The sequence below is a fragment of the Flavonifractor sp. An10 genome (assembly GCF_002161215.1).
In the GTDB taxonomy this organism is placed as follows: Bacteria; Bacillota; Clostridia; order Oscillospirales; family Oscillospiraceae; genus Flavonifractor; species Flavonifractor avistercoris.
Genome location: NZ_NFMB01000001.1, coordinates 489,974 through 510,708, shown reverse-complemented (window position 1 = coordinate 510,708; position 20,735 = coordinate 489,974). Strand labels below are relative to the sequence as shown.

The 20,735-nt window shown below is 64.9% G+C and carries 19 protein-coding genes; 3 read left to right on the top strand and 16 right to left on the bottom strand.

Features of this window, described 5'->3' with window-relative positions:
- Positions 1-60: 60 nt before the first annotated feature.
- The 9 genes from B5E42_RS02550 to B5E42_RS02510 form a co-directional block, all read right to left on the bottom strand.
- A complete protein-coding gene (locus tag B5E42_RS02550) occupies positions 61-4,227 on the bottom strand; it encodes a PolC-type DNA polymerase III (RefSeq protein WP_087236577.1) in 4,167 nt (1,388 codons plus the stop codon).
- A 19-nt stretch (positions 4,228-4,246) separates the two neighbouring features.
- Positions 4,247-5,284, bottom strand: coding sequence for a flavodoxin-dependent (E)-4-hydroxy-3-methylbut-2-enyl-diphosphate synthase (ispG, locus tag B5E42_RS02545; protein WP_087236575.1), 1,038 nt, complete (start codon positions 5,282-5,284; stop codon positions 4,247-4,249).
- 21 nt (positions 5,285-5,305) lie between these two features.
- Positions 5,306-6,382: a M50 family metallopeptidase gene (locus B5E42_RS02540; protein ID WP_087236574.1), complete on the bottom strand. Its 1,077-nt coding sequence runs from the start codon at positions 6,380-6,382 to the stop codon at positions 5,306-5,308.
- A gap of 12 nt (positions 6,383-6,394) precedes the next feature.
- Positions 6,395-7,540, bottom strand: coding sequence for a 1-deoxy-D-xylulose-5-phosphate reductoisomerase (locus B5E42_RS02535; RefSeq protein WP_087236572.1), 1,146 nt, complete (start codon positions 7,538-7,540; stop codon positions 6,395-6,397).
- A 4-nt stretch (positions 7,541-7,544) separates the two neighbouring features.
- On the bottom strand, positions 7,545-8,369 hold the full coding sequence (locus tag B5E42_RS02530; RefSeq protein ID WP_087236570.1) for a phosphatidate cytidylyltransferase: 825 nt from the start codon (positions 8,367-8,369) through the stop codon (positions 7,545-7,547).
- Positions 8,370-8,371: 2 nt separating this feature from the next.
- Positions 8,372-9,121, bottom strand: a complete 750-nt coding sequence (locus tag B5E42_RS02525) for an isoprenyl transferase (RefSeq protein WP_087236568.1) — start codon at positions 9,119-9,121, stop codon at positions 8,372-8,374.
- Positions 9,122-9,205: 84 nt separating this feature from the next.
- Positions 9,206-9,760: a ribosome recycling factor gene (gene frr, locus B5E42_RS02520; protein WP_087236566.1), complete on the bottom strand. Its 555-nt coding sequence runs from the start codon at positions 9,758-9,760 to the stop codon at positions 9,206-9,208.
- Position 9,761: 1 nt separating this feature from the next.
- Complete coding sequence (gene pyrH / locus B5E42_RS02515) at positions 9,762-10,484, bottom strand: UMP kinase (RefSeq protein ID WP_087236564.1); 723 nt, start codon at positions 10,482-10,484, stop codon at positions 9,762-9,764.
- Between the two features lie 201 nt (positions 10,485-10,685).
- Complete coding sequence (locus tag B5E42_RS02510) at positions 10,686-10,892, bottom strand: DUF6514 family protein (protein ID WP_087236562.1); 207 nt, start codon at positions 10,890-10,892, stop codon at positions 10,686-10,688.
- A 264-nt stretch (positions 10,893-11,156) separates the two neighbouring features.
- On the opposite strand from B5E42_RS02510, the gene B5E42_RS02505 reads away from it, so the two are divergent.
- Positions 11,157-11,918: a helix-turn-helix domain-containing protein gene (locus tag B5E42_RS02505; protein WP_087236646.1), complete on the top strand. Its 762-nt coding sequence runs from the start codon at positions 11,157-11,159 to the stop codon at positions 11,916-11,918.
- A 159-nt stretch (positions 11,919-12,077) separates the two neighbouring features.
- Positions 12,078-13,835, top strand: a complete 1,758-nt coding sequence (locus B5E42_RS02500) for an aryl-sulfate sulfotransferase (RefSeq protein ID WP_087236560.1) — start codon at positions 12,078-12,080, stop codon at positions 13,833-13,835.
- 49 nt (positions 13,836-13,884) lie between these two features.
- Here the strand turns inward: B5E42_RS02500 and B5E42_RS02495 are convergent, their stop codons facing one another.
- Positions 13,885-14,595 (bottom strand): ATP-dependent Clp protease proteolytic subunit, encoded by a 711-nt coding sequence (locus B5E42_RS02495; RefSeq protein ID WP_087236558.1) that lies wholly within the window; start codon positions 14,593-14,595, stop codon positions 13,885-13,887.
- 120 nt (positions 14,596-14,715) lie between these two features.
- Here B5E42_RS02495 and B5E42_RS02490 point away from each other — a divergent pair, with 120 nt between their 5' ends.
- Positions 14,716-15,345: a helix-turn-helix domain-containing protein gene (locus tag B5E42_RS02490; protein WP_162613893.1), complete on the top strand. Its 630-nt coding sequence runs from the start codon at positions 14,716-14,718 to the stop codon at positions 15,343-15,345.
- Here the strand turns inward: B5E42_RS02490 and B5E42_RS02485 are convergent.
- The 6 genes from B5E42_RS02485 to B5E42_RS02460 all read right to left on the bottom strand — a co-directional run bounded on the left by B5E42_RS02485 (position 15,342) and on the right by B5E42_RS02460 (position 20,575).
- Positions 15,342-16,769 carry a hypothetical protein gene (locus B5E42_RS02485; protein WP_087236554.1) on the bottom strand — a complete coding sequence of 476 codons (1,428 nt, stop codon included), beginning with the start codon at positions 16,767-16,769 and terminating at the stop codon, positions 15,342-15,344. The genes B5E42_RS02490 and B5E42_RS02485 overlap by 4 nt on opposite strands.
- Positions 16,753-17,067, bottom strand: a complete 315-nt coding sequence (locus B5E42_RS02480) for a sigma-70 family RNA polymerase sigma factor (RefSeq protein ID WP_087236552.1) — start codon at positions 17,065-17,067, stop codon at positions 16,753-16,755. The genes B5E42_RS02485 and B5E42_RS02480 overlap by 17 nt, the downstream gene beginning before the upstream one ends.
- Positions 17,068-17,070: 3 nt before the next feature.
- Entirely contained in the window at positions 17,071-17,271 is a 201-nt protein-coding gene (locus tag B5E42_RS02475) for a sigma factor (protein WP_162613892.1), read from the bottom strand.
- A 108-nt stretch (positions 17,272-17,379) separates the two neighbouring features.
- On the bottom strand, positions 17,380-18,789 hold the full coding sequence (locus B5E42_RS02470; RefSeq protein WP_087236548.1) for an aminopeptidase: 1,410 nt from the start codon (positions 18,787-18,789) through the stop codon (positions 17,380-17,382).
- A gap of 24 nt (positions 18,790-18,813) precedes the next feature.
- Complete coding sequence (gene coaE, locus B5E42_RS02465) at positions 18,814-19,416, bottom strand: dephospho-CoA kinase (RefSeq protein ID WP_087236546.1); 603 nt, start codon at positions 19,414-19,416, stop codon at positions 18,814-18,816.
- Between the two features lie 142 nt (positions 19,417-19,558).
- Positions 19,559-20,575, bottom strand: a complete 1,017-nt coding sequence (locus tag B5E42_RS02460) for an L-threonylcarbamoyladenylate synthase (RefSeq protein ID WP_087236544.1) — start codon at positions 20,573-20,575, stop codon at positions 19,559-19,561.
- Positions 20,576-20,735: the final 160 nt, after the last annotated feature.

Genomic DNA, 20,735 nt, shown 5'->3' with positions numbered 1-20,735 from the left:
GCTTCCGTTTGGCAACCCAAATTGTTTCCAACGGCCCGGCGCGGCGGGGACGGCACGGCCTTAAAATCCGTCGAACAGGGTGATCTGGCTGGTATCCGGCATGCCGTCCAGGGCCCCGGCGGCCTTGAGCTGCTCGATGTGGGTCTTGGACACCTTGGGGCAGGCGGCGGAGAACTCCTCAATGGAGATGAACTGTTTTCCCTTCCGCTGCTCCATTATCGACCAGGCCGCCGTCTCCCCCAGGCCGGGCACGGAGGTGAAGGGAGGCAGCAGGCTGTTCTTCTCGTTGTCGGGCAGGAAGTTCACCGCGTGGGAGCGGTAGAGATCCATGTGCTCGAAGGTAAAGCCCCGGAGATAGAACTCGTACACCACCTCCAGAGTGACCAGGATATCCTCCTCCACCGGGGTGGGCTTCTCCTTGGACTCAATCTCGCGCATCTTGGCCTTGCACACATCCATGCCCTGGCACATGAAAGTGGCGTCAAAGGCCTTGGCCCGGATGGAGAAGAAGGCGGCATAGAAGGCCAGGGGCCGGTGAACCTTGAACCAGGCGATGCGGAAGGCCATCATCACGTAGGCCACGGCGTGGGCCTTGGGGAACAGGTACTTGATCTTCTTGCAGGAGCCGATGTACCAGTCGGGCACGCCGGCCGCCTTCATCTCGTCCTCCGCCCCCTCGGGCAGGCCCCTGCCCTTGCGCACCGACTCCATGATCTTGAAGGCCCGCTTCTCCGGCATGCCGCAGGAGATCAGGAAGAGCATGATGTCGTCGCGGCAGCCGATGGCCTGGCCGACGGGGATGCCCTGATCCACAATCAGATCCCGGGCGTTGCCCAGCCACACGTCGGTGCCGTGGGAGAAGCCGGACAGGCGGAGCAGGATGTCGAACTGGTGGGGCTGGGTGTCCACCAGCATGCCCCGGGTGAACTTGGTGTTGAACTCGGGGATGGCCACGGCGCCGGTGGGGCCCAGGATGGGGTCGTTCTCAAAGCCCAGCACCTTGGAGGAGGTGAAGATGCTCATGGTGTCCGGGTCGTCCAGGGGGATCTTTTGGGGATCCACCCCGGTGAGATCCTGGAGCATGCGGATCATGGTGGGATCATCGTGGCCCAGCATGTCCAGCTTCAGCAGGTTGGACTCCATGGAGTGATATTCAAAGTGGGTGGTGATGATGTCGCTGTTGGGGTCGTCGGCGGGGTGCTGCACCGGGCAGAAGTCGTAGATCTCCCGGTTCTGGGGGATGACCACCATGCCGCCGGGGTGCTGTCCGGTGGTGCGCTTGACGCCGGTGCAGCCCTGGGCCAGCCGGTTCTCCTCCGCCCGGGTGATGTGCATCCCCCGCTCCTCCATGTACTTCTTCACATAGCCAAAGGCGGTCTTTTCCGCCACGGTGCCGATGGTGCCCGCCCGGAACACGTGGGTCTGGCCGAACAGTTCGAAGGTATAGCGGTGGGCGTTGGCCTGATACTCGCCGGAGAAGTTCAGATCGATATCGGGCACCTTGTCGCCGCCGAAGCCCAGGAAGGTCTCGAAGGGGATGTTGAAGCCGTCCTTCTCGTAGGGGGTGCCGCACACCGGGCACACCGCGTCCGGCATGTCCGCGCCGCAGCCCCAGCCCCCCTCCTTGGCCGCCTCAAAGTCGGAGTGCTTGCACTTGGGGCAGCGGTAGTGGGGCGGCAGGGAGTTGACCTCGGTGATGCCCGACATGAAGGCCACCAGGGAGGAGCCCACCGAACCCCGGGAGCCCACCAGATATCCGTGAGCCAGAGAATCCTGCACCAGCTTCTGGGCGGACATGTAGATCACGTCGTACTTGCACTTGATGATGTCCCCCAGCTCGGCGTTGATGCGGTCTACCACGATCTGGGGCGGTTCCTCACCGTAAAGGGCTTTCGCCTTCCCCCACACCAGGCCTGTCAGCTCCTCCGCCGAGTTCTCGATTTTGGGGGCGAACAGCCCCTTGGGCAGGGGCACCACGTCCTCACACCAGTCGGCCACCAGGTTGGTGTTGCGCACCACCACCTCGTAGGCCTTCTCCTTCCCCAGGTAGGCAAACTCCTCCAGCATCTCGGTGGTGGTCTTGAAGTAGATGGGCAGCTCGGAGTCCGCGTCCTCAAAGCCCTTGGAGGCCAGCAGGATGTGCCGGTAGATCTCGTCCTCCGGATCCAGGAAGTGAACGTCTCCGGTGGCGCACACCGGCTTGTCCAGGGCCTCCCCCAGGGCCACGATGGTGCGGTTGAAGTCCCGCAGCTCCTCCTGGCTCTGCACCATGCCCTTGCGCAGCATGAAGGCGTTGTTGCACAGGGGCTGGATCTCCAGGAAATCGTACCAGGAGGCGATGCGCTTGAGCTCGGCGAAGTCCTTCCGCTTCACCACCGCCTGGAACAGCTCGCCGGCCTCGCAGGCCGAGCCGATGATCAGGCCCTCCCGGTGCTGGTTGATCAGGCTCTTGGGCATAATGGGGTAGCGCCTGAAGTGCTCCAGGTGGGAGGCGGAGATGAGCTGGTACAGGTTGCGCAGGCCCAGCTGGTTCTTTGCCAGGATGATCAGGTGCTTGGGCTGGCGGCGGGCCTTGCCGCCGGAGCGCAGCCTGGTCATGGCCGGGTTGATCTGCTGGAGGGTGTGGACGCCCAGATCCCGCAGCATCTGGAAAAAGGGCACCAGCATATAGCCCACCGTGGCCGCGTCGTCGTAGGCCCGGTGGTGGTTGAAGGCGGGCAGGTTCAGATGCTCCGCCACGATGTCCAGCTTGTGCTTGCCCAGCTGGGGCAGCAGATTCTGGGCCAAAATCAGGGTGTCGATGGAGGTGGGCTCGAAGGGCCGGCCCATGCGGCGGCAGCCCTCGGCGATGAAGCCCAGGTCGAACTCCGCGTTGTGGGCGGCCAGGGGCCGATCCCCCACGAAGTCCAGGAAAGCGCTGATGGCCTCCGCCTGGGAGGGGGCCCCCTCCAGCATCTGGTCGGTGATGCCGGTGAGCTCGGTGATCTCCCGGGTCAGGGGCCGCTCCGGGTCGGCAAAGGTGGAGAACTGCCCGGTGATCTCCCCGTTTTTCAGCACCACCGCGCCGATCTCGGTGATCACGTCCCGCCGGTTGTCCAGGCCGGTGGTCTCGATGTCAAAGCAGACGATCTCCCCGTCGAAGCCCTGGTCGCCCTCCCCGTGGATGGCTACCCGGTCGTCCACGTCGTTGATGAAGTAGGCCTCCACGCCGTAGAGGATCTTGATGTTCTTGGCCGAGTGCCAGGCGTCGGGGAAGGCCTGGGCCACCCCGTGGTCGGTGATGGCGATGGCCCGGTGGCCCCAAGACTCCGCCCGCTTGACCACGTTCTTGTCCGGCCCCGCCTTGGGGCTCACCTGGGTCAGGGCGTCCATGGACGACATGGTGGTATGTAAGTGCAGCTCCACCCGCTTTTCCGGGGCGTCGTCGGTCTTCACCGGCTTGGAGCTCTCCATGATGGCGAAGGGCTCCAGCACCATGTCGCCGGTGAAGCGGTCAATGTTCAGCTTGCCCTGGATGAGCAGGTGCTGCCCCTTCTTCACCCCGTCCACAATGGGCTTGCCCTCCTCGCCGGGGAAGAACTTGGACACCCGCACCGAGCCGGTGTAGTCGGTCACGTCGAAGCAGATCACCCAGGCGCCCCGCTTTTTCAGCTCCCGGTGATCCAACGAGAACACGTCGCCCTCCACGATGACGGTGCCCATGTCCAGCTCCAGGCCGCTCATGGGGACGGGCTCCTTTTTGATCTCGTGGCGGCCATAGAGCAGCTTGCCCCTGGGCGCGCCGCCGCCGGGCTTTTTCTCCCGGGGGCGGGCGGTCTTGAGCCCGGCCAGGGCCTTTCGCCGGATCTCCTCCGTCCGCCGGAAGGCGGCCTGGGGATCATCCGCCGGGGCGGGAGCCGGCGCGCTGTCCGCCGGCACCGCCGGGGCCGTCATCCGCTCCAGAGGGGGCGCCTGCGGTATGGAGGGCGTTGGGGCCGGGGCCGGTTCCCCCGCCATATCCAGCTCCACCTTCTCCACCCGGTAGGCCAGCGCCAGGCTTCTCTCAATCTGCCGCCGCAGCCCGTCGTCCGGCAGGCGGCTGCACGCCACCTCCGCCCGGATAGAACGGGACGCCTTGTCGATCACCGCCCGGGTCACCAGGTACTGATCCACCAGTCCGGCCAACTCCTCCGGCGGACGCCAGGCGGAGAACAGCCGCAAAAAGGGTATCTTCTGTGCTTCTGCCATGCTCACTAACGCTCCTATGTCACAGTTCCTCAATCAGCGCAAACAGCTCGTCCACCAGGGCCTCCTGGGGTACCTTCTTCACAATCTCCCCCTTTCGGAAGAGCAGGCCCTCCCCTACGCCCCCGGCGATGCCCACATCGGCGGCGGAGGCCTCCCCGGGGCCGTTGACCGCGCACCCCATCACCGCAACGGTGATGGGCTTGTCCACGCTTTTCAGCCGCTCCTCCACCTCATTTGCCAGGCCGATGAGGTCGATGCGGGTGCGGCCGCAGGTGGGGCAGGCCACCAGCTCCGGCCCGTCCTTCCGCACCCCGGCGGCCTTCAGAATGTCCCGGGCGGCGTAGACCTCCTCCACCGGGTCGGCGGAGAGGGACACCCGCATGGTGTCCCCGATGCCCAGGGCCAGCAGGCCGCCGATGCCCACGGCGGACTTGAGAATCCCCATGCGGGGGGTGCCCGTCTCGGTGACGCCCAGATGTAAAGGATAATCACTTTTCTTGCTCATCAGGCGGTAGGCCGCCATGGTGACCGGCACGCTGGAGGACTTGAGGGACACGCAGATGTCGGTGAAGCCGAACTTCTCCAGCAGCCTGATATGGCCGAAGGCGGACTCCACCAGGGCCTCCGGCGTGACGCCGCCGTATTTGGCCAGGATGGGCTTCTCCAGGGAGCCGCCGTTGACCCCGATGCGGATGGGGATGCCCTTTTGGCGGCAGGCGTCCGCCACCTGCCGTACCCTGTCCTCCCCGCCGATGTTGCCCGGGTTGATGCGCACCTTGTCACACCCGGCGGCCACGCACTCCAGGGCCAGCTTATAGTCGAAGTGGATGTCCACCACCAGGGGGATGTCGATCTGCTCCTTGATCGCCCCCACAGCCTTTGCCGCGGCCAGATCGGGCACCGCCACCCGGACGATCTGGCATCCGGCGGCGGCCAGGCGGCGGATCTGCGCCACGGTGGCCGCCACGTCGTCGGTGCGGGTGTTGGTCATGGACTGAATGGTGACAGGGGCGCCGCCCCCCATGGGGACGCCGCCCACGAAAATCTGTCGGGTCACGAAAATGCCTCCTTCGAGGATTTACAAAATGAACTTCCGCACGTCGCTGACGGCCACCACCACCATCAGCCCCATCAGGCACACAAAGCCCACCATGTTGATGTAGCCCAGTACCTTTTGATCCAGGGTCTTTCGGGTGATCAGGCGGTACACCGCCCCCACCAGCACGAAAAGGATCTGCCCCCCGTCCAGGGCGGGAATGGGCAGCAGGTTCATGACCGCCAGGTTGACGGCGATCAGGGCGGTGAAACTGAGCAGGTTGAGAAAGGCCCCCGCCAGTCCGGCGGCCTGGGCCCCCTGCTCCCCCATCTGCCCGGCCACCGCGACAATGCCGATGACGCCGGACATGTCGTCCAGCCCCACCGCGCCGCTGATCAGATCACCCAGGCTCATCCACACCGTGCGCACGTAGTCGATGGCCTGGTACCATCCGTAGCGCAGGGTGTCCAGGATGCCCATATCCCGCACCTGGCCCACGGTGATGCCCCGCTTGAGCACCTGCTGGCCGGTCTCATCGGTGAGGGTGCGGTAGGGCAGGTGGAGGGTGCCCAGATCCACCCGCTGGCCGTCCCGCACCACCTCCACCGCCACGTCCTCCCCCGCCCGGTTCAGGAAGAGAAGGGCGTCGCTCTGAAAGTAGATGCGGTGGCCGTTGATGGAGTAAAATTCATCCCCCGGCAGCAGGCCCTGCTCCTGGATGTCCTCCGCCCCCGCCAGGTAGCCGTTCACCACCGGAAGGGAGGGCACGCCGGACACCGCGAACAAAAGCACGATGATCACCAGTCCGGCCACAAAGTTCATGAACGCCCCGGCCACCAGGATGATCAGCTTCTTCCAGGCGGGCTTATTGCTGAAGGAGCGGGGGTCGTCGGAGCTCTCCTCCTCCCCCTCCATGGCGCAGAAACCGCCGATGGGCAGGGCCCGGAGGGAGTAGGTGGTCTCCCCCTTTTTCCGGGAGAACAGCTTGGGCCCCATGCCGATGGCGAACTCCTCCACCCACACCCCCAGGGACTTGGCGGCGATGAAATGGCCGAACTCGTGGACGGCGATGAGCACGCCGAAGAACAGGATGATCAGGACAATGGATAAAATGGTCATAGACACCTCAAATCAGCGGTTTACCAGCGCCCGGGCGGCCTCGTCCGCCGCCAGGATCTCCTCCAGGACGGGGGACTGGATGGCCGGAATGGCGGCCAGGGCCTCCTCCACCTTTTGGGCGATGCCGGCAAAGGAGAGCTTTCCGGCCAGGAACTGCCCCACCGCCGCCTCGTTGGCACCGTTGAGCACCGCCGTGGCGGTGCCCCCTGTCCGGGCGGCCTCCAGCGCCAGGCGGAGGCAGGGAAAAGCCTCGCAGTCCGGGGCGTGGAAGGTCAGGGGCGGGCAGGTGAGCAGATCCAGCGGTTTCGCCACCCCCTCACTCCGGCGGGGCCAGGTGAGGGCGTACTGGATGGGCAGGCGCATGTCGGGCGCGCCCAGCTGGGCCAGGATGGCATGATCAGAGTATTCCACCAGGGAGTGAATGATACTCTCCCGGTGGATGACAATGGAAATTTTCTCCGGCGGCATGCGGTAGAGCCGCATGGCCTCGATAAATTCCAGCCCCTTGTTCATCATGGTGGCGGAGTCCACCGAGATCTTGGCCCCCATAGACCAGTTGGGGTGGGCCAGGGCCTGCTCCACCGTCACGCGGTCGAGCTGCTCCGCCGTCCAGCCCCAGAAGGGGCCTCCGGAGGCGGTGAGGATCAGCCGGCGCACCCCCCCCCTGTCCCGGCAGCCCTGGAGGCACTGGAACAGGGCCGAGTGCTCCGAGTCCACCGGCACGATCTCCGCGCCAGAGCGGGCGGCCCCGTCCATCACCAGCTCGCCGCCGCACACCAGGGTCTCCTTGTTGGCCAGGGCGATGCGCTTGCCCGCCTCCACCGCCGCCAGGGTGGGCCGCAGGCCCACAATGCCCACCACGGCGGTGAGCACCGTGTCCGCCTGGGGCAGGACGGCGGCCTCCAGCAGGCCGTCCATGCCGGCGGCCACCCGGATTCCTGTGTCCGCCAGGCGCACCCGCAGATCAGACGCCGCCGCCGGATCCATCATCACCGCCAGCGCCGGGCGGAAGCGGCGGCACTGCTCCTCCAGCCGATCCACGTCCCGGTTGGCCGTCAGGGCGGCCACGGCCATATCCTCGGCCGCAATCACCTCCAGGGCCTGCCGGCCGATGGAGCCGGTGGAGCCCAGCAGGGAGATACAGCGTTTTTCCTCCACGGCACTACACCCCCACCGCGGGCAGAACGTGGAGCAGAAGCTCCATCAGCGGCGCGCAGAAGATCACGCTGTCAAACCGATCCAGGATGCCGCCGTGTCCGGGCAGAATATTGCCGAAATCCTTCAGCCCGTACTCCCGCTTGATATAGGAAAAGGCCAGATCCCCCAGCTGGGAGGCCGCGCTGCCCAGTGCGCCGTAGACGGCCAGATACAGATAGTTCACCGGCACCTGGAACCCGAACTGGAGCACGGCGCCGTACACCACGGTACAAACCACCGCGCCGGCAAAGCCGCCCACGGCCCCCTCCACCGTCTTTTTGGGGGAGAGCTCCGGGGCCAGTTTGTGCTTTCCAAAGGCCATGCCGGCAAACAGGGCAAAGGCATCGCTGAGGAAGGCCGCCTCCAGGGGCAGGAGGATCAGGTACTGCCAGTGCTCCATCTGCCGGATGCGCAGGAAGGAGGACAGGAAGAAGGGGATCACGATGGACAGGAAAAAGGCGCCTCCCAGCTTCTCCAGGCTGATGCGCTTGTGGGCGGCGATGGCCTCGGCAAAAAGGAGCACCACATACACAAACAGGCCGCACAGGGCGGGCAGGCTCTCTCCGTCGTAGTAGACCCAGAAGGGGATCAGGCCCGCCAGCACGATGGAGTAGCCGGAGATGCGGGCGTGCTTCAAAAAGCCGGTAGACCAGAGCACCTCATGCACCGAGATCATGGACAGTCCGGCAACCAGCAGGCACAGGGCCCAGGGGTAGGCAGGTGCAATCCCGTAGATGAGCACCAGCAGCAGCGGGATAAAGATCACCGCCACAAGGATTCGCTTGCCCATTGTCATACACCTCCAAACCGGCGGTCACGGCTCTGATAGGCCGCCAGCGCCCGGCACAGCTCTTCCGGCGTAAAGTCGGGCCACAGCACATCCGTCATATAGAGCTCGGCATAGGCCGACTGCCAAAGCAGGAAGTTGGACAGCCGCATCTCCCCGCTGGGACGGATCACAAGATCCGGATCCGGTACCCCGGCGGAGTAGAGATACTCCCCGAACATGCCCTCGGTCAGCTCCTCCGGCCGCCGGCGCCCAGCCGCACAGTCCAGGGCAAAGGCCCGGGCGGCCCGGACGATCTCGTCCCTCCCGCCGTAGTTGAAGCAGACGTTGACCTGCATACCGTCATACCGCTTGGAGATCTCGTTGGTTCGGTCGCACATCTCCCGGAGCTCTCCGGGCAGGGGCTCCAGATCCCCGAAGAAGTGGAGCTTGATCTTATCCCGCTCCATCTTCTGGATGGACTCCAGCAGATATTTTTTCAGCAGGCCCACAATGGCGGAGACCTCCTCCAGCGGCCGCTTCCAGTTCTCCGTGGAGAAGGCGTAGACGGTGAGATACTCCAGCCCGATGTCCTTGCAGTAGGTGGCGATGGTGCGGAAGGTCTCCGCCCCGGCGGCGTGGCCCGCCGTGCGGGGCAGGCCCCGGCGCTTGGCCCAGCGTCCGTTGCCGTCCATGATGATGGCCACGTGGCGGGGCAGCCGGGAAAAATCCACCGTCGGCTCATCCTTCGGTTGAGTTGGTTTGATAAAAGCCATGATGAAACCCTACCTGGTCACATGAATAGGGGTGCGGGACACACAGGTGTCCCGCACCAGGATAACGTATTGCCGTTTTTCGGCTCAGACCGCCATCAGCTCCGCCTCTTTCTTGGCGGTGAGCTCGTCAATCTGCTTGCAGCGCTTCTCGGTGATGTCCTGAAGCTCCTTCTCGTAGTCCTTCCGGTCGTCCTCGGTGATCTCCGACTTCTTCTCCAGGGCCTTGAACTTGTCCATGGCATCCCGGCGGATGTTGCGGATGGCCACCTTGCCGGCCTCGCCGTACTTGCGCACCTGCTTGGTCAGCTCCTTGCGGCGCTCCTCGGTGAGCTGCGGGAAGGCCAGGCGGATCACCTTGCCGTCATTCTGGGGGTTGATGCCCAGGTCGGAGGTCTGGATGGCCTTCTCAATGGCCTTGAGCAGGGTGCCGTCCCAGGGCTGGATCATCAGGCTGCGGGGGTCGGGGGAGGAGATGGCCGCCACCTGGTTCAGGGGGGTGGGCGCGCCGTAGTAATCCACGGTGATCTTGTCCAGCACGGCGGCGTTGGCCCGCCCGGCCCGGACGCTGGCGAAATCGCTCATGACCACGTCAATGGTCTTCTGCATCTTTGCATCGAATTCCTTGTTGACCTCTTTCATTTCACGGTTCCTCCTTGACAATGGTTCCAATTTTCTCTCCCATGACGACCCGGAGAATGTTCTCCGGATCCTTCAGCGCGAACAGAATGACCGGAATCTTGTTGTCCATCGACAGCGACGTGGCGGTGGAATCCATGACCTGGAGGTGCTGGGCCAGCACGTCGTCATAGGTGATGGTATCGTACTTCACCGCAGTGGGATCCTTTTTGGGGTCGGCGCTGTAAACGCCGTCGATGTTCTTGGCCAGCAGGATGGCGTCCGCGTCGATCTCCGCGGCCCGCAGCACCGCCGCCGTGTCGGTGGAGAAGAAGGGATTGCCGGTGCCGCAGCCAAAGATAACCACCCTTCCCTTCTCCATGTGCCGGATGGCGCGGGAGCGGATATAGGGCTCGGCCACGGCGCGCATCTCAATGGCGGTCTGCACCCGCACATCCACGCCCTTCTGCTCCAGCACGTCGGCCACGGCCAGGGCGTTGATGGTGGTGGCCAGCATGCCCATGTGGTCGGCCCGGGTGCGCTCCATCCGGTCGCCGCCGTCCTTGAGGCCGCGCCAGAAATTGCCGCCGCCCACCACGATGCCCACCTGGACACCACAGTCTACACACTTCTTGATCACGTCGCACACGCTGCCGATCACGTCGAAGTCCAGGCCCCGGCCGGCCCCGCCGGCCAGCGCCTCGCCGCTCAGCTTCAGAAGAACCCGCTTGTACTGCGGTTCGCTCATACTGTCATCTCCTTTGAGGGGATTATGGAGTCCTCTCTATTTTAATATAAACCGGCCTATAATGCAATCATTACCGTCAGAATAATTTACAGTCCTGCCCGCCGCCGGGCCCGGACAAAAAATTCGGCCCGGCGCACTCCCGCGTCGGGCCTTTGACCTGTGTATCTCTCTGTTTCCATGCAAATCCGGGTGTCCGGCTCCTCAGGAGCGGCGGAAATCGTCCACAACATCGGCCAGATGGAGCGGTGAGAGTCCGGCACTGTTGCAGCTCTCGGCCAGCCGGTTCACTTCCTGGAAGTCCGTGGAAATCCGACCCACGCTGACGCCATTTGTCCCCCGAATTCCGTACATGTGCGGGCGGGAGGCCACGTCCAGAAATACACAATAGGTCTTGTGATGGTTTCTCATGGTTAGCTCTCTCCTCATTCCTACAACTTTTCCGGTGATAAACGACAGATTTTGACCAGGTTTTTCCGGTTTCTCTGGTATAATGCACGTTGCGCTACAGCCTATCCTCTCTCAGCCATCCCCCTTATCTTGCGTTTTGCCCCAGAGCCTATCACTATATTATGTATTTTCCGCCGTTTGTCAACCGGATCTGCCCAATTGACCCGGTTGCCCGGGCTTTTTTACCAGATCCGGTTAACACTGCGGGAGGTGCTCCTCTTGTCCATGACAGAGAAACTGGCCTACATCAAAAAACTCCGGCACCTGACCACGGAGGAGATTGCCCGGCACTCGGGGGTGCCGGTGGGGACGCTGAACAAGATCTTCTCCGGGCAGACCAGGCATCCCGCCGCGGAGCCCATGGCCCGGCTGGCCCAGAGTCTCCGTGTGCCCATCCGCTACCTGCTGGACGACGCCCTGCCCCTGGAGTGCTACATCAGCCTCAACGGAAGCGACGGCCCCATCCTGCTCTCCGACGAGGAGATCCGCCTGCTCATGCGCCTGCGGGAGCTGGAGCCCCGCAGCAGGCGTGCGATGGGGATCATGGCCGAGCTGCTGGGCGCCCCTGCGCCCTGCCTGGCCGGCGGCATTGCCACGCGCCACCTGTTCTGTTTCCTGGCCGCCGGCTCTGAGGCGGAGAACCCGGCCTGGGGCGTGCTCCGCCCCCGTCCCGTCCTGATCCCGGAGCCGGACGCCGCCGCCCGGGAGGCCGACTTTGCCGTCCTCCTGCCGGACGGAAGCCTGGAGCCCCTCTATTCCGCCGGGGCTGTCCTGCTCTGCCGGAGGGAGCGCACTCTCCCCCGCCAGGGATATGCCCTCTTTCTTCTCAACGGCGCACCTCTTCTCCGCCGCCTTTACCGGCGCAACGGCGCCTCCAAGCTGGTGGCCCCCAATGTGGACTTCAAGGCCATCCCCGTCGGGGACGGGGACTGCCTGGAGTATATCGGCACGATTACCGGCCAGGCCAAGAATTTCCGGTGGGAGTAGCGGCCGCACCGTCTCCTCTCCCCCGCCGTCCTCATTCTTTATTTATTAAATTTTAAGAAAATTTTCATTTTTTGTCTTGACACTTCCCGGGGTTCCGCTAGTATATTAAGAGATTTCTTTCTATTTTCTTGCAAACCCCTTAAGAAGGATGTGTTGACGATGAACAAGCGGAAAATTCTGAAGCGGCTGATCATCGCCGCCGTCTGCGTGGTGTGTGCAGTGGTGGTGTTTGAGATCGTCGTCCGGGTCATGATGGACTCGGAGATGCGCAGCCGGGATGACTGGAATGTGCAGGTGGGCGAGCATCAGTACACCAGCGAGGAGCGGGCCGTGTCGGTCTACGACGCCTCGGTGGAGTCCACCATCTCCGTCTCCCGGATCGTCCCCGACGAGTATGAGGAGGACGGCTTTACATACTACGACGAGGACGTGCAGCAGCGCCTGGGCCAGCAGCTGATGGAGATTGTCGGACAGGACGCCTCCATGGACGCCCCCCTGGCCATTCTGGATCCCTTCGGCACCGGGAGTAACGGTCTGCTGCTGTCCTTCCAGACCGAGCGGCGCAGCCAGATCCGCTATACCGTCCACACCACCAGCGCTGAGCTGCCGGACTACACCGCCGTGGCCCAGAGCTCGGCGGACGGCAATTCGTTCAGCCGGAACCACTGCTTCCTGCTCATCGGCCTGGTTCCCGGCGAGACCAACGAGGTCACCCTGGAGGCCCTGGGAGAGCGGGGCCGGGTTCAGCAGACCGTTACCTTCACCATCAACATGCCGGAGGCCATCTCCGGCTACGCCAACCAGCTGGACACCAGCGACGGGGACAGCACGGCGGCCCTCACCGACGGGCTCTACTACGCCATGGGCCTGGGTGACTATTACGGCTATACCTTCTTCTTCGACAACGACGGCGTTCTGCGCTATGAGATGGTGCTGGAGGGCTTCCACTCCGACCGCTTCCTCTACACCGACGGCGGTCTCTACACCTGCGTCAGCAGCCGCAAGATCGCCCTCATGAGCCCCCTGGGACAGGCCGTCCGGGTGTACGACCTGGGCCAGTATGAGCTCCACCACGACATCAACTGGGGGCCCGACGGCACCATCCTGGCCCTGGTCAACGACACCGAGCAGGACACCGTCATGGACGTGGTAATCTCCCTGGATCCCGCCACCGGCGAGGTGTCCGAGGTGGTGGACTTCTCCGAGCTGATGGACGGCTACTACGGCGAGATGACCCACCCGGTGCCCATCACCGGCGGCTCCTTCTGGCAGGCCGGCGAGGACGACTGGCTCCACCTGAACTCCGTGCAGTACATGGAGAAGGACGACAGCATCCTGGTCAGCTCCCGGGAGACCTCCACCATCATCAAGGTCAGCGACATCGGGGGCACCCCCACCCTCTCCGCCTTCATCGGCGACCCGGCGTTCTGGGCGGACACCCCCTATGCCGACCTGTGCTATGCCATGGACGGCGACTTTGTGGCCCAGTACGGCCAGCACGATGTGGAGCTGGTGGCGGACGACAGCCTGGAGGACGGCCAGTACCTGCTGCGCATGTATGACAACAACTACTGGAGCCTGAGTACCCGGGACGGCTACGCCCCCGAGCTGGCGGACAGCGTCAGCACCTCCCTCACCAGCGGCGACGCCTCCTACATCACTTTCTACCTGGTGGACGACAATACAAAAACCTTCTCCCTGGTGGAGCAGCACGCGGTGCCCTACTCCGCCATCGTGTCCAACGCCCAGGAGATCGGCGGCAACTTTGTGGTCAACAGCGGCGTGGCCCACCAGTTCGGCGAGTACGACAGCGACGGCAATTTGATCCGCGCCTTCGACTACGACTGCATGATGAACGGCTACCGGGTCATGAAGGGCGACTTTGTCGGCTACTGGTTCCAGGAGACTGACGCATAATCTGTTCCAAATCACAAGGGCCGTCGGCGGTTGCCGGCGGCCCTCTCTGTTATCTCTGCTTTTGTTCGTCGATCATCTGGTGGAGGCAGGCCAGGGCGTCGGACAGGCCGCCGATGGCGTCGATGAGGCCGATGCGCACCGCCTCCTCCCCGTAGATCACACTGCCCACATCGGCGGCCAGCTCCCCGGTCTGGAGCATCAGCTTTGTAAAGGTTTCCCGCTTCACGGCGCTGTTGCGGGTGACGAACTGGATGATCCGCTCCTGGATGCGCTCAAAATAGGTAAAGGTCTGGGATACGGCGATCACCAGGCCGTTGAGCCGCACCGGGTGGATGGTCATGGCCGCCGAGGGCGCGATAAAAGACCGCTTGGCCGACACCGCCAGGGGCACCCCGATGGAGTGGCCGCCCCCCAGCACCAGGGAGACGGTGGGTTTGGACATGGAGGCAATCAGCTCCGCAATGCCCAGCCCAGCCTCGATATCGCCCCCCACTGTGTTGAGGAGCACCAGCAGGCCGTCCACCTCGTCGCTCTCCTCAATGGCCGCCAGCAGGGGCATCACGTGCTCGTACTTGGTGGTCTTGGCCGTGGATGGCAGGAGCTGATGGCCTTCGATCTGTCCCACGATGGTCAGGGTGTGGATGGTGCCCCGGGCTGTGGTGATGGTGGTGGAGCCCATGTCCACGATCTGCTGCTGCCGCTGTTCATACTGGTTCTCGCTGTCGCCAACCGTCTCGCCGGTGGGCTTCGTCTCGTCCATGCCGCCGCCTCCCATGCTGTCCTGTTGGATTCAGTATGGGAATTTTCCGCTTTTTTATGCGCCGGGCTTGACACTTCCCTTACGTCAGATGGTATGCTGGAGGGGAAAGGAGGCACGGAGATGAAAATGAAGGAGGTCTGCACCGCTTCCGGGCTTACCGAGCGGGCGGTGCGGTTTTATGTGCAGGAGGGGCTGGCCGCCCCGGACGCCCAGCGCCGGGGCGGGCGCACCTGGCTGGACTTCTCCCCCGCCGATGTGGAGCGGCTGAAAGCCATCGCCACGCTGCGAAGGGCCGGCTTTACGGTGGAGGAGCTGCGGGCCATGACAAAGGACTTCCCGCAGGCCGCCCCCGAAGCCGCCTTTGCCCTGAGGCGGCGGCTTCGGGAGCGGCTGGACGCCTATGAGCGGGTGTGCCAATCCGACCCGGCCCTGGCGGAGGGCCTGGAGGATTACGCCGCCCAACTGCGGGGCGACGTGGCCCGGGAGCCCCTTCCCGCCGCTGACCGGGCCCGCTCCCCCCTGCCGTGGGAGCGCTGGGTGGAGTGGGGCTCCATGGCCCTGGCCGCCTGGCTGGGCTTCCGGCTGTACGTCCCCCTGTACAGCCCCCTGGGGGGGCTGCTGTTCTCCCTGGGGATGAACCCTGTGAACACCCTGCTCTTTCTCATGCTGTTTCTGGCGGTTGTCCTTCCCATCTGCCTGGCGCTGGGCAGCCGGTTCGGGAAATGGCTGGCCAGCCACCTGGACTTTTAGCCCGCCCGGCCGGACTCCTGCGCGGGCAGCTCCGCCAGCCAGTATCCCGGCCCGGCGGTATCGTCGGACTGGATGGGGATATAGCGCATGCCGATGGAGACCCCCACAACTTGGCCGGGGTCGATGGGGGCCTCTGTGCTCCAGTGGTTGAAGGAATACCCCTGTCCGTTGGAGGTGGTATCCGGCTTGCCCAGGGCCAGCGTGGTTCCGTCCGAGAAAAACAGTGAGGCGGGGTACCCCAGGGTATCCGGCGTCTCTCCCGGGTCGCTCTCCACCGACATCCCCATGGCGGTCAGGTCAAGATAGGTCAGCTTGATGTGTCCGATGTACTCCCCCACCGGAATGCGGCGGTGGGGCACATTTTCCAGCGGGATGGACAGGTTCCACTCCCCTTCGATCAGTTCTCCCCCGATAAACCGGCCGGATACACCGCCCAGAGAGACATCCTCCCAGTCGGAGGGCCAGATGTTATAGCATGTGTCCTGGTACCATGCCCCCCCGTACTCAAACAGCGTCTCTCCGCCGTCCTCTCCCATGTCGAAATACCGCAGGAGCCGGTCATAGGCCGCCTGATCCCCGCCGCCCGACGCCTCATAGCTTCTGGAGCCCACTTCCAGGTGCAGGGTGCTCTCCGCGGCGTTGATCCCCTCTCCATACCGGAATTGGATGTGCAGCCGTCCGTCTGTGCCGAACCCGACGGCGGACAGGAACCCACTTTGGATCCCCTCCAGGCCGGTGGGCGTCTGCTCCGGCACCAGCACCGTCTCCCCGGTCTCCAGCTCCATGACCTCCAGCAGATCCTGCGTCAGCAGCTCCTGAGGCATGGCGCTCTCCTCCGTCCACAGGGACGGCGTGAAGCTCCTGATCCCCAGCTCCAGCGTGCCGCCGCTGGCCGGGGGGCCGTCTCCGGTAAAGGTGAACCGCATCAGAGCCGTGTGCGTTTCCGCATCATAGCTGACCGTCTGGCCGCTGCTGAACGTGCCTCCGACGTAAGCTGCTTCCGGCCGGTCTACCCACAGGGTCTGGAATGTGGTCTGTGCGCCGAGCCGCTCCTGCTCCAGATCCCGCGCCTCCAGATATATCACCGTCTTGTTGCCGTCGGACAGGGCGGAGACCACCCGCAGCTGGATGCTCTGATCCGTGGCGGCCACTCCCTCCACCTCCTGGGCGTAGGGCTCAAAGCCGCCCAGCATATGGGCCAGTGCCTCCCGCAGGGATGGGGACGCCGCCACGGCGGTCACCGCCAGGGCGGCACACAGGGCCGCCGCCGTCAGGCACACCCGCCAGGGCCGCCCGCCCCGGCGGCGGGCTCCGGCCCCACCTGCAGCAGCCAGAATGGCGGCCCTGCGGGCCTCGCTCAGCCGAACCGGCGCCAGCTCCGCCTCCAGAGCGTCATGAAGTGTCTGCCTATTCTTCCCCGTCATAATACCACCCCTTCAGCTTCTCTTTCAGCATGCCTCTGGCCCTGGACAGCCGCACCGTCACCGTGGAAACCGGGATGTGCAGCCGCTGGGCGATCTCCCAGGCCCTCCACTCCTGGTAGTAGTAGAGGATCACCACCTCCCGGTACTTGGGCGGCAAGGCCTGCACCGCCTTCACCAGGGTGTCGTCCTCCGGCTCCGGGCCCTCGGCGCGCAGCCCCTCCAGCGCCTCCGCCGGGGCGCGCCGCGTCCGCCAGGGGCTCTTCATCTGGTTCTTGCACACATTGATGGCGATGCGCACCAGCTAGGTCTCCACCGTGGACTCCCCCCGGAATTTGGGCCACGCCTGGAGCGCCCGCAGGAAGGTGTCCTGCACCGCGTCCTCCGCCTGGCTCTGCTCCCCCAGGTACAGGGTGCACAGCCGCAGCAGATGGTCGCCGTGCTCCTCCACCAGGGCCGCCAGATCCAGCGGCCCCGGCGCCGCCGCCTCCAGTGGCTGTTCCATATCTCTGCGCCTCCCCTCTTGCTTCCTGCTGATTAGACAACCCATGCCCCGGTTTTGCTTCAAAAAAATCCGCCCGCGGAGTCCGCGGGCGGATTTTGGTTTCCGTCTTTATTTCGCCTCGTAGAAGGCCTTGATCCCCTTGTAGGTCATGAAGCAGTCCAGCTTGGACACGGTCTCAAAGGGGGCGTGCATGCTCAGCACCGGAACGCCGGCGTCGATGGTGTCGATGTCGCGCTCGGCCATGAAGCAGGCCACGGTGCCGCCGCCGCCGGCGTCCACCTTGCCCAGCTCGGCCATCTGCCACACCACGTTGGCCTCGTCCAGCACCTTGCGGACGTAGCCCACCACCTCAGCGGAGGCGTCGGAGGCGCCGGACTTGCCCCGGGCGCCGGTGTACTTGCACAGGCCCACGCCGTAGTTCACCCGGGCGCTGTTGCGCTTCTCGTAGACCTCGGCGAAGTTGGGGTCAAAGGCGGCGGTCACGTCGGTGGACAGGCAGAAGGACTTCTCATAGCAGGCCTTCAGGGGCACCCGCTGGGCATCGCACAGGTCGCTGACGAAGGTGTCGAAGGCGGCGGACTTCATGCCCGTCACGCCCTGGGAGCCGATCTCCTCCTTGTCAGCCAGCATGCAGATGGCGGTCTTGTCCGGGGTGCCCAGGGCCAGGGCGGCCGCCAGGCAGGCAAAGCCGCACACCCGGTCGTCGTGGCCGTAGGCGCCGATGAGGGAGCGGTCAAAGCCGATGTCGGTGGCCTTGAAGGCGGGCACCACCTCCAGCTCGGCGGAGATAAAGTCCTCCTCCACGATGCCGTACTTCTGGTTGAGCAGCTCCATGACGGCCAGCTTCACCCGGTCGGCGCCCTCGTCGTCCTTAAAGGGGCGGCTGCCGATGAGCAGGTTCAGGCTCTCGCCGGGGATGGCCTCGCCCAGGGGCTTCTTGGACTGCTCCGCGCCCAGATGAGGCAGCAGATCGTCGATGGTGAACTGGGGGTCGTCCGCGCCGCCGCCGATGGACACCTTGACGGTGGAGCCATCCTTCAGGGCCACCACGCCATGGAGCTCCAGGGGGATGGTCACCCACTGGTACTTGCGGATGCCGCCGTAGTAGTGGGTCTTGAAGAAGGCCAGCTCGGCGTCCTCATAGAGGGGATTGGGCTTGAGATCCAGCCGGGGGGCGTCGATGTGGGCCGCGCCGATGTTGACGCCCTCGCTGAGGGGCCTGGTGCCGATCACCGCCAGCATCAGGGCCTTTCCCCGGTTCACCCGGTAAAACTTGTCGCCGGGATTCACCGCCATACCCCGGGTGAAGGGCTTGAAGCCCTTGGCCTCGGCCAGGCGCACCGCCTCGTCCACGCACTCCCGCTCCGTCTTGCCGGCATCCAGAAATTTCTTGTAATCGCCGCAGTAGGCGTTCATATCCGCCTCGTCCTGAGCGCTGAGTCGGTCATATCCGTTCTTGGGCTGATAGAACAGCGCCTCCCGGCGCAGCTCGCCGGCCTTTTTCTGCTTTTCTTCCATGGTTGCTTCCTCCTTATATGAATGTCAAATCTGCAAAATCTGCTCAAACAGGGCACGGGCACGGGCGCGGAAGGCCTCCGGCGTGTCGTCCTCCCGGTTTTCCAGGATATAACCGCAGTGGGCGCGGAAAAAGCCGTCCCCCTGCTGGGCCTCCACCCGCCTGCGGGCGTAGTCCTCAGAAATGCCCTCCCGGGCCATGATGCGCCGGATGCGCACCTCTTTGGGGGCCAGAACCCCCACCACCGCGTCACAGCCCTCCCCCAATCCGCTTTCGATGAGGGCAATGGCGTCAATGGCCGCGGCAGGGCGGCCATCCCGCTCCGCCTGCGTGAGCTGGCGGTGGATCTCCTCCCCGATAAAGCGGTGGGTAATCGTGTTCAGCTCATCCAGGGCTTCGGGGTCGCCGAACACCACATTGCCCAGCGCCTTCCGGTCTATCCGCCCCTCCGGGGTCAGGATGGAAGGGCCGAAGCGTTCCGCCAGGGCGGCGCGCAGGGGGCCGCTCTCCTCCAGCAGGCGGTGGTACACCGCGTCCGCGTCGATGATGTGGGCGCCCAGGTCGGTCAGAACCCCCAGGGCCGTGGTCTTGCCCGCCCCGGTTGGGCCGGTGATGCCGATTCGCTTCATGGGGCCTCGCCTCCGTGGTGTAAGTATAGCATATCCCATGCCGAGTGTGTTATGGATTTGTGAATTTCCGCAGCTGTTCCCGCAGCAGACGGAAGCGGCGCTCCATGTCCAGCAAAATCGGCGCAGCGGCTGGTTGCGGCCCTCATTCCGCCTGGACGATGTGAAATCCCGCCGCCTTGTTCAGCCGGTTGGCCACCGCCAGGCCGATGCCGGCGGCCTCGGGGCACTGGGCCCAGATCTGCTGCACGTCGGTGCCGTCAAACCACCGCAGGGCGTCGAACACCCGCCGGGCCTGCTCCGGCACGTCGGTGCTGGGGCCCAGCTGCTCCAGGGGGTGGCCGTCAAACAGACCGGCGTACTCGTCGAAGCAGATCACCCCGTCGCCGGGGGCCATGTGATCCTGGATGTACCGGGCCGCCGCCGCCGGGGCCCCCTGCACCACCGTCACCGGGGCCTTGGGGGCGTAGTGGCGGTACTTCATGCCCGGGGCCCGGGGCTTCTCCCCCTCGCCCATGAGCCGGGTCACGGCGGGATCCACCGCCACCTCCCCCAGCACCTCCCGGAGCTGCTCCAGGGTGATCCCGCCGGGCCGCAGCAGCCGGGGCGGCACGCAGGTCAGGTCGATGATGGTGGACTCCACCCCCACGGCGCAGGGGCCGCCGTCCACGATACCGTCGATTTTGCCGTCCATGTCCTCCAGCATGTCCGCCATATTGGTGGGGCTGGGCCGGCCGGAGGTGTTGCCGGACGGGGCCGCCACCGGCACACCGGCGGCGGCGATAATGGCCCGGCACACCGGGTGGGCCGGGCAGCGCATGCCCACGGTGTCCAGTCCGGCGGTCACCGCGTCGGGCACGATGGGCTTATGCCTGAGGATCATGGTCAGCGGCCCGGGCCAGAACCGCTCCGCCAGGGCATAGGCCGAGGGCGGGATATCCTCGCAGTACCGCTCCAGCCAGTCCGCCGATGGGATATGGAGGATCAGCGGATTGTCCTGGGGGCGGCCCTTGGCCGCGAAGATGCGGCCCACCGCGCCGGCGTCCAGGCCATTGGCCCCCAGGCCGTACACCGTCTCCGTGGGGATGCCCAGCAGGCCGCCCCGGCGGAGGATCTCCGCCGCCGTCTCCACCTGTTCCGCCGTCAATCGCAGGGTCTGCACTTGCCTCGCCCCTTTGCTCAGAAGTGGCGGGTAATGCTCCGCCGCCGTGCCCGGGGCCGCTGCGCCAGGGTCAGGATTCCGGCCGCCAGCAGGGCCGCGCCGGACAGAAGAACCAGGATGCCAATCGCTTTTTTCATGGATCTCTTCTCCTTTGTTGTGA

What these genes read in the sequence shown, in the direction of transcription:
- B5E42_RS02475 (WP_162613892.1), bottom strand. Translation starts at nt 17,271, where the DNA reads ATGGAACAGCCACTGGAGGCGGCGGCGCCGGGGCCGCTGGATCTGGCG.
- B5E42_RS02490 (WP_162613893.1), top strand. Translation starts at nt 14,716, where the DNA reads ATGAAAATGAAGGAGGTCTGCACCGCTTCCGGGCTTACCGAGCGGGCG.
- B5E42_RS02485 (WP_087236554.1), bottom strand. Translation starts at nt 16,769, where the DNA reads ATGACGGGGAAGAATAGGCAGACACTTCATGACGCTCTGGAGGCGGAG.
- B5E42_RS02550 (WP_087236577.1), bottom strand. Translation starts at nt 4,227, where the DNA reads ATGGCAGAAGCACAGAAGATACCCTTTTTGCGGCTGTTCTCCGCCTGG.
- B5E42_RS02505 (WP_087236646.1), top strand. Translation starts at nt 11,157, where the DNA reads ATGACAGAGAAACTGGCCTACATCAAAAAACTCCGGCACCTGACCACG.
- B5E42_RS02540 (WP_087236574.1), bottom strand. Translation starts at nt 6,382, where the DNA reads ATGACCATTTTATCCATTGTCCTGATCATCCTGTTCTTCGGCGTGCTC.
- B5E42_RS02510 (WP_087236562.1), bottom strand. Translation starts at nt 10,892, where the DNA reads ATGAGAAACCATCACAAGACCTATTGTGTATTTCTGGACGTGGCCTCC.
- B5E42_RS02500 (WP_087236560.1), top strand. Translation starts at nt 12,078, where the DNA reads ATGAACAAGCGGAAAATTCTGAAGCGGCTGATCATCGCCGCCGTCTGC.
- B5E42_RS02525 (WP_087236568.1), bottom strand. Translation starts at nt 9,121, where the DNA reads ATGGCTTTTATCAAACCAACTCAACCGAAGGATGAGCCGACGGTGGAT.
- coaE (WP_087236546.1), bottom strand. Translation starts at nt 19,416, where the DNA reads ATGAAGCGAATCGGCATCACCGGCCCAACCGGGGCGGGCAAGACCACG.
- pyrH (WP_087236564.1), bottom strand. Translation starts at nt 10,484, where the DNA reads ATGAGCGAACCGCAGTACAAGCGGGTTCTTCTGAAGCTGAGCGGCGAG.
- B5E42_RS02495 (WP_087236558.1), bottom strand. Translation starts at nt 14,595, where the DNA reads ATGGACGAGACGAAGCCCACCGGCGAGACGGTTGGCGACAGCGAGAAC.
- frr (WP_087236566.1), bottom strand. Translation starts at nt 9,760, where the DNA reads ATGAAAGAGGTCAACAAGGAATTCGATGCAAAGATGCAGAAGACCATT.
- B5E42_RS02470 (WP_087236548.1), bottom strand. Translation starts at nt 18,789, where the DNA reads ATGGAAGAAAAGCAGAAAAAGGCCGGCGAGCTGCGCCGGGAGGCGCTG.
- B5E42_RS02530 (WP_087236570.1), bottom strand. Translation starts at nt 8,369, where the DNA reads ATGGGCAAGCGAATCCTTGTGGCGGTGATCTTTATCCCGCTGCTGCTG.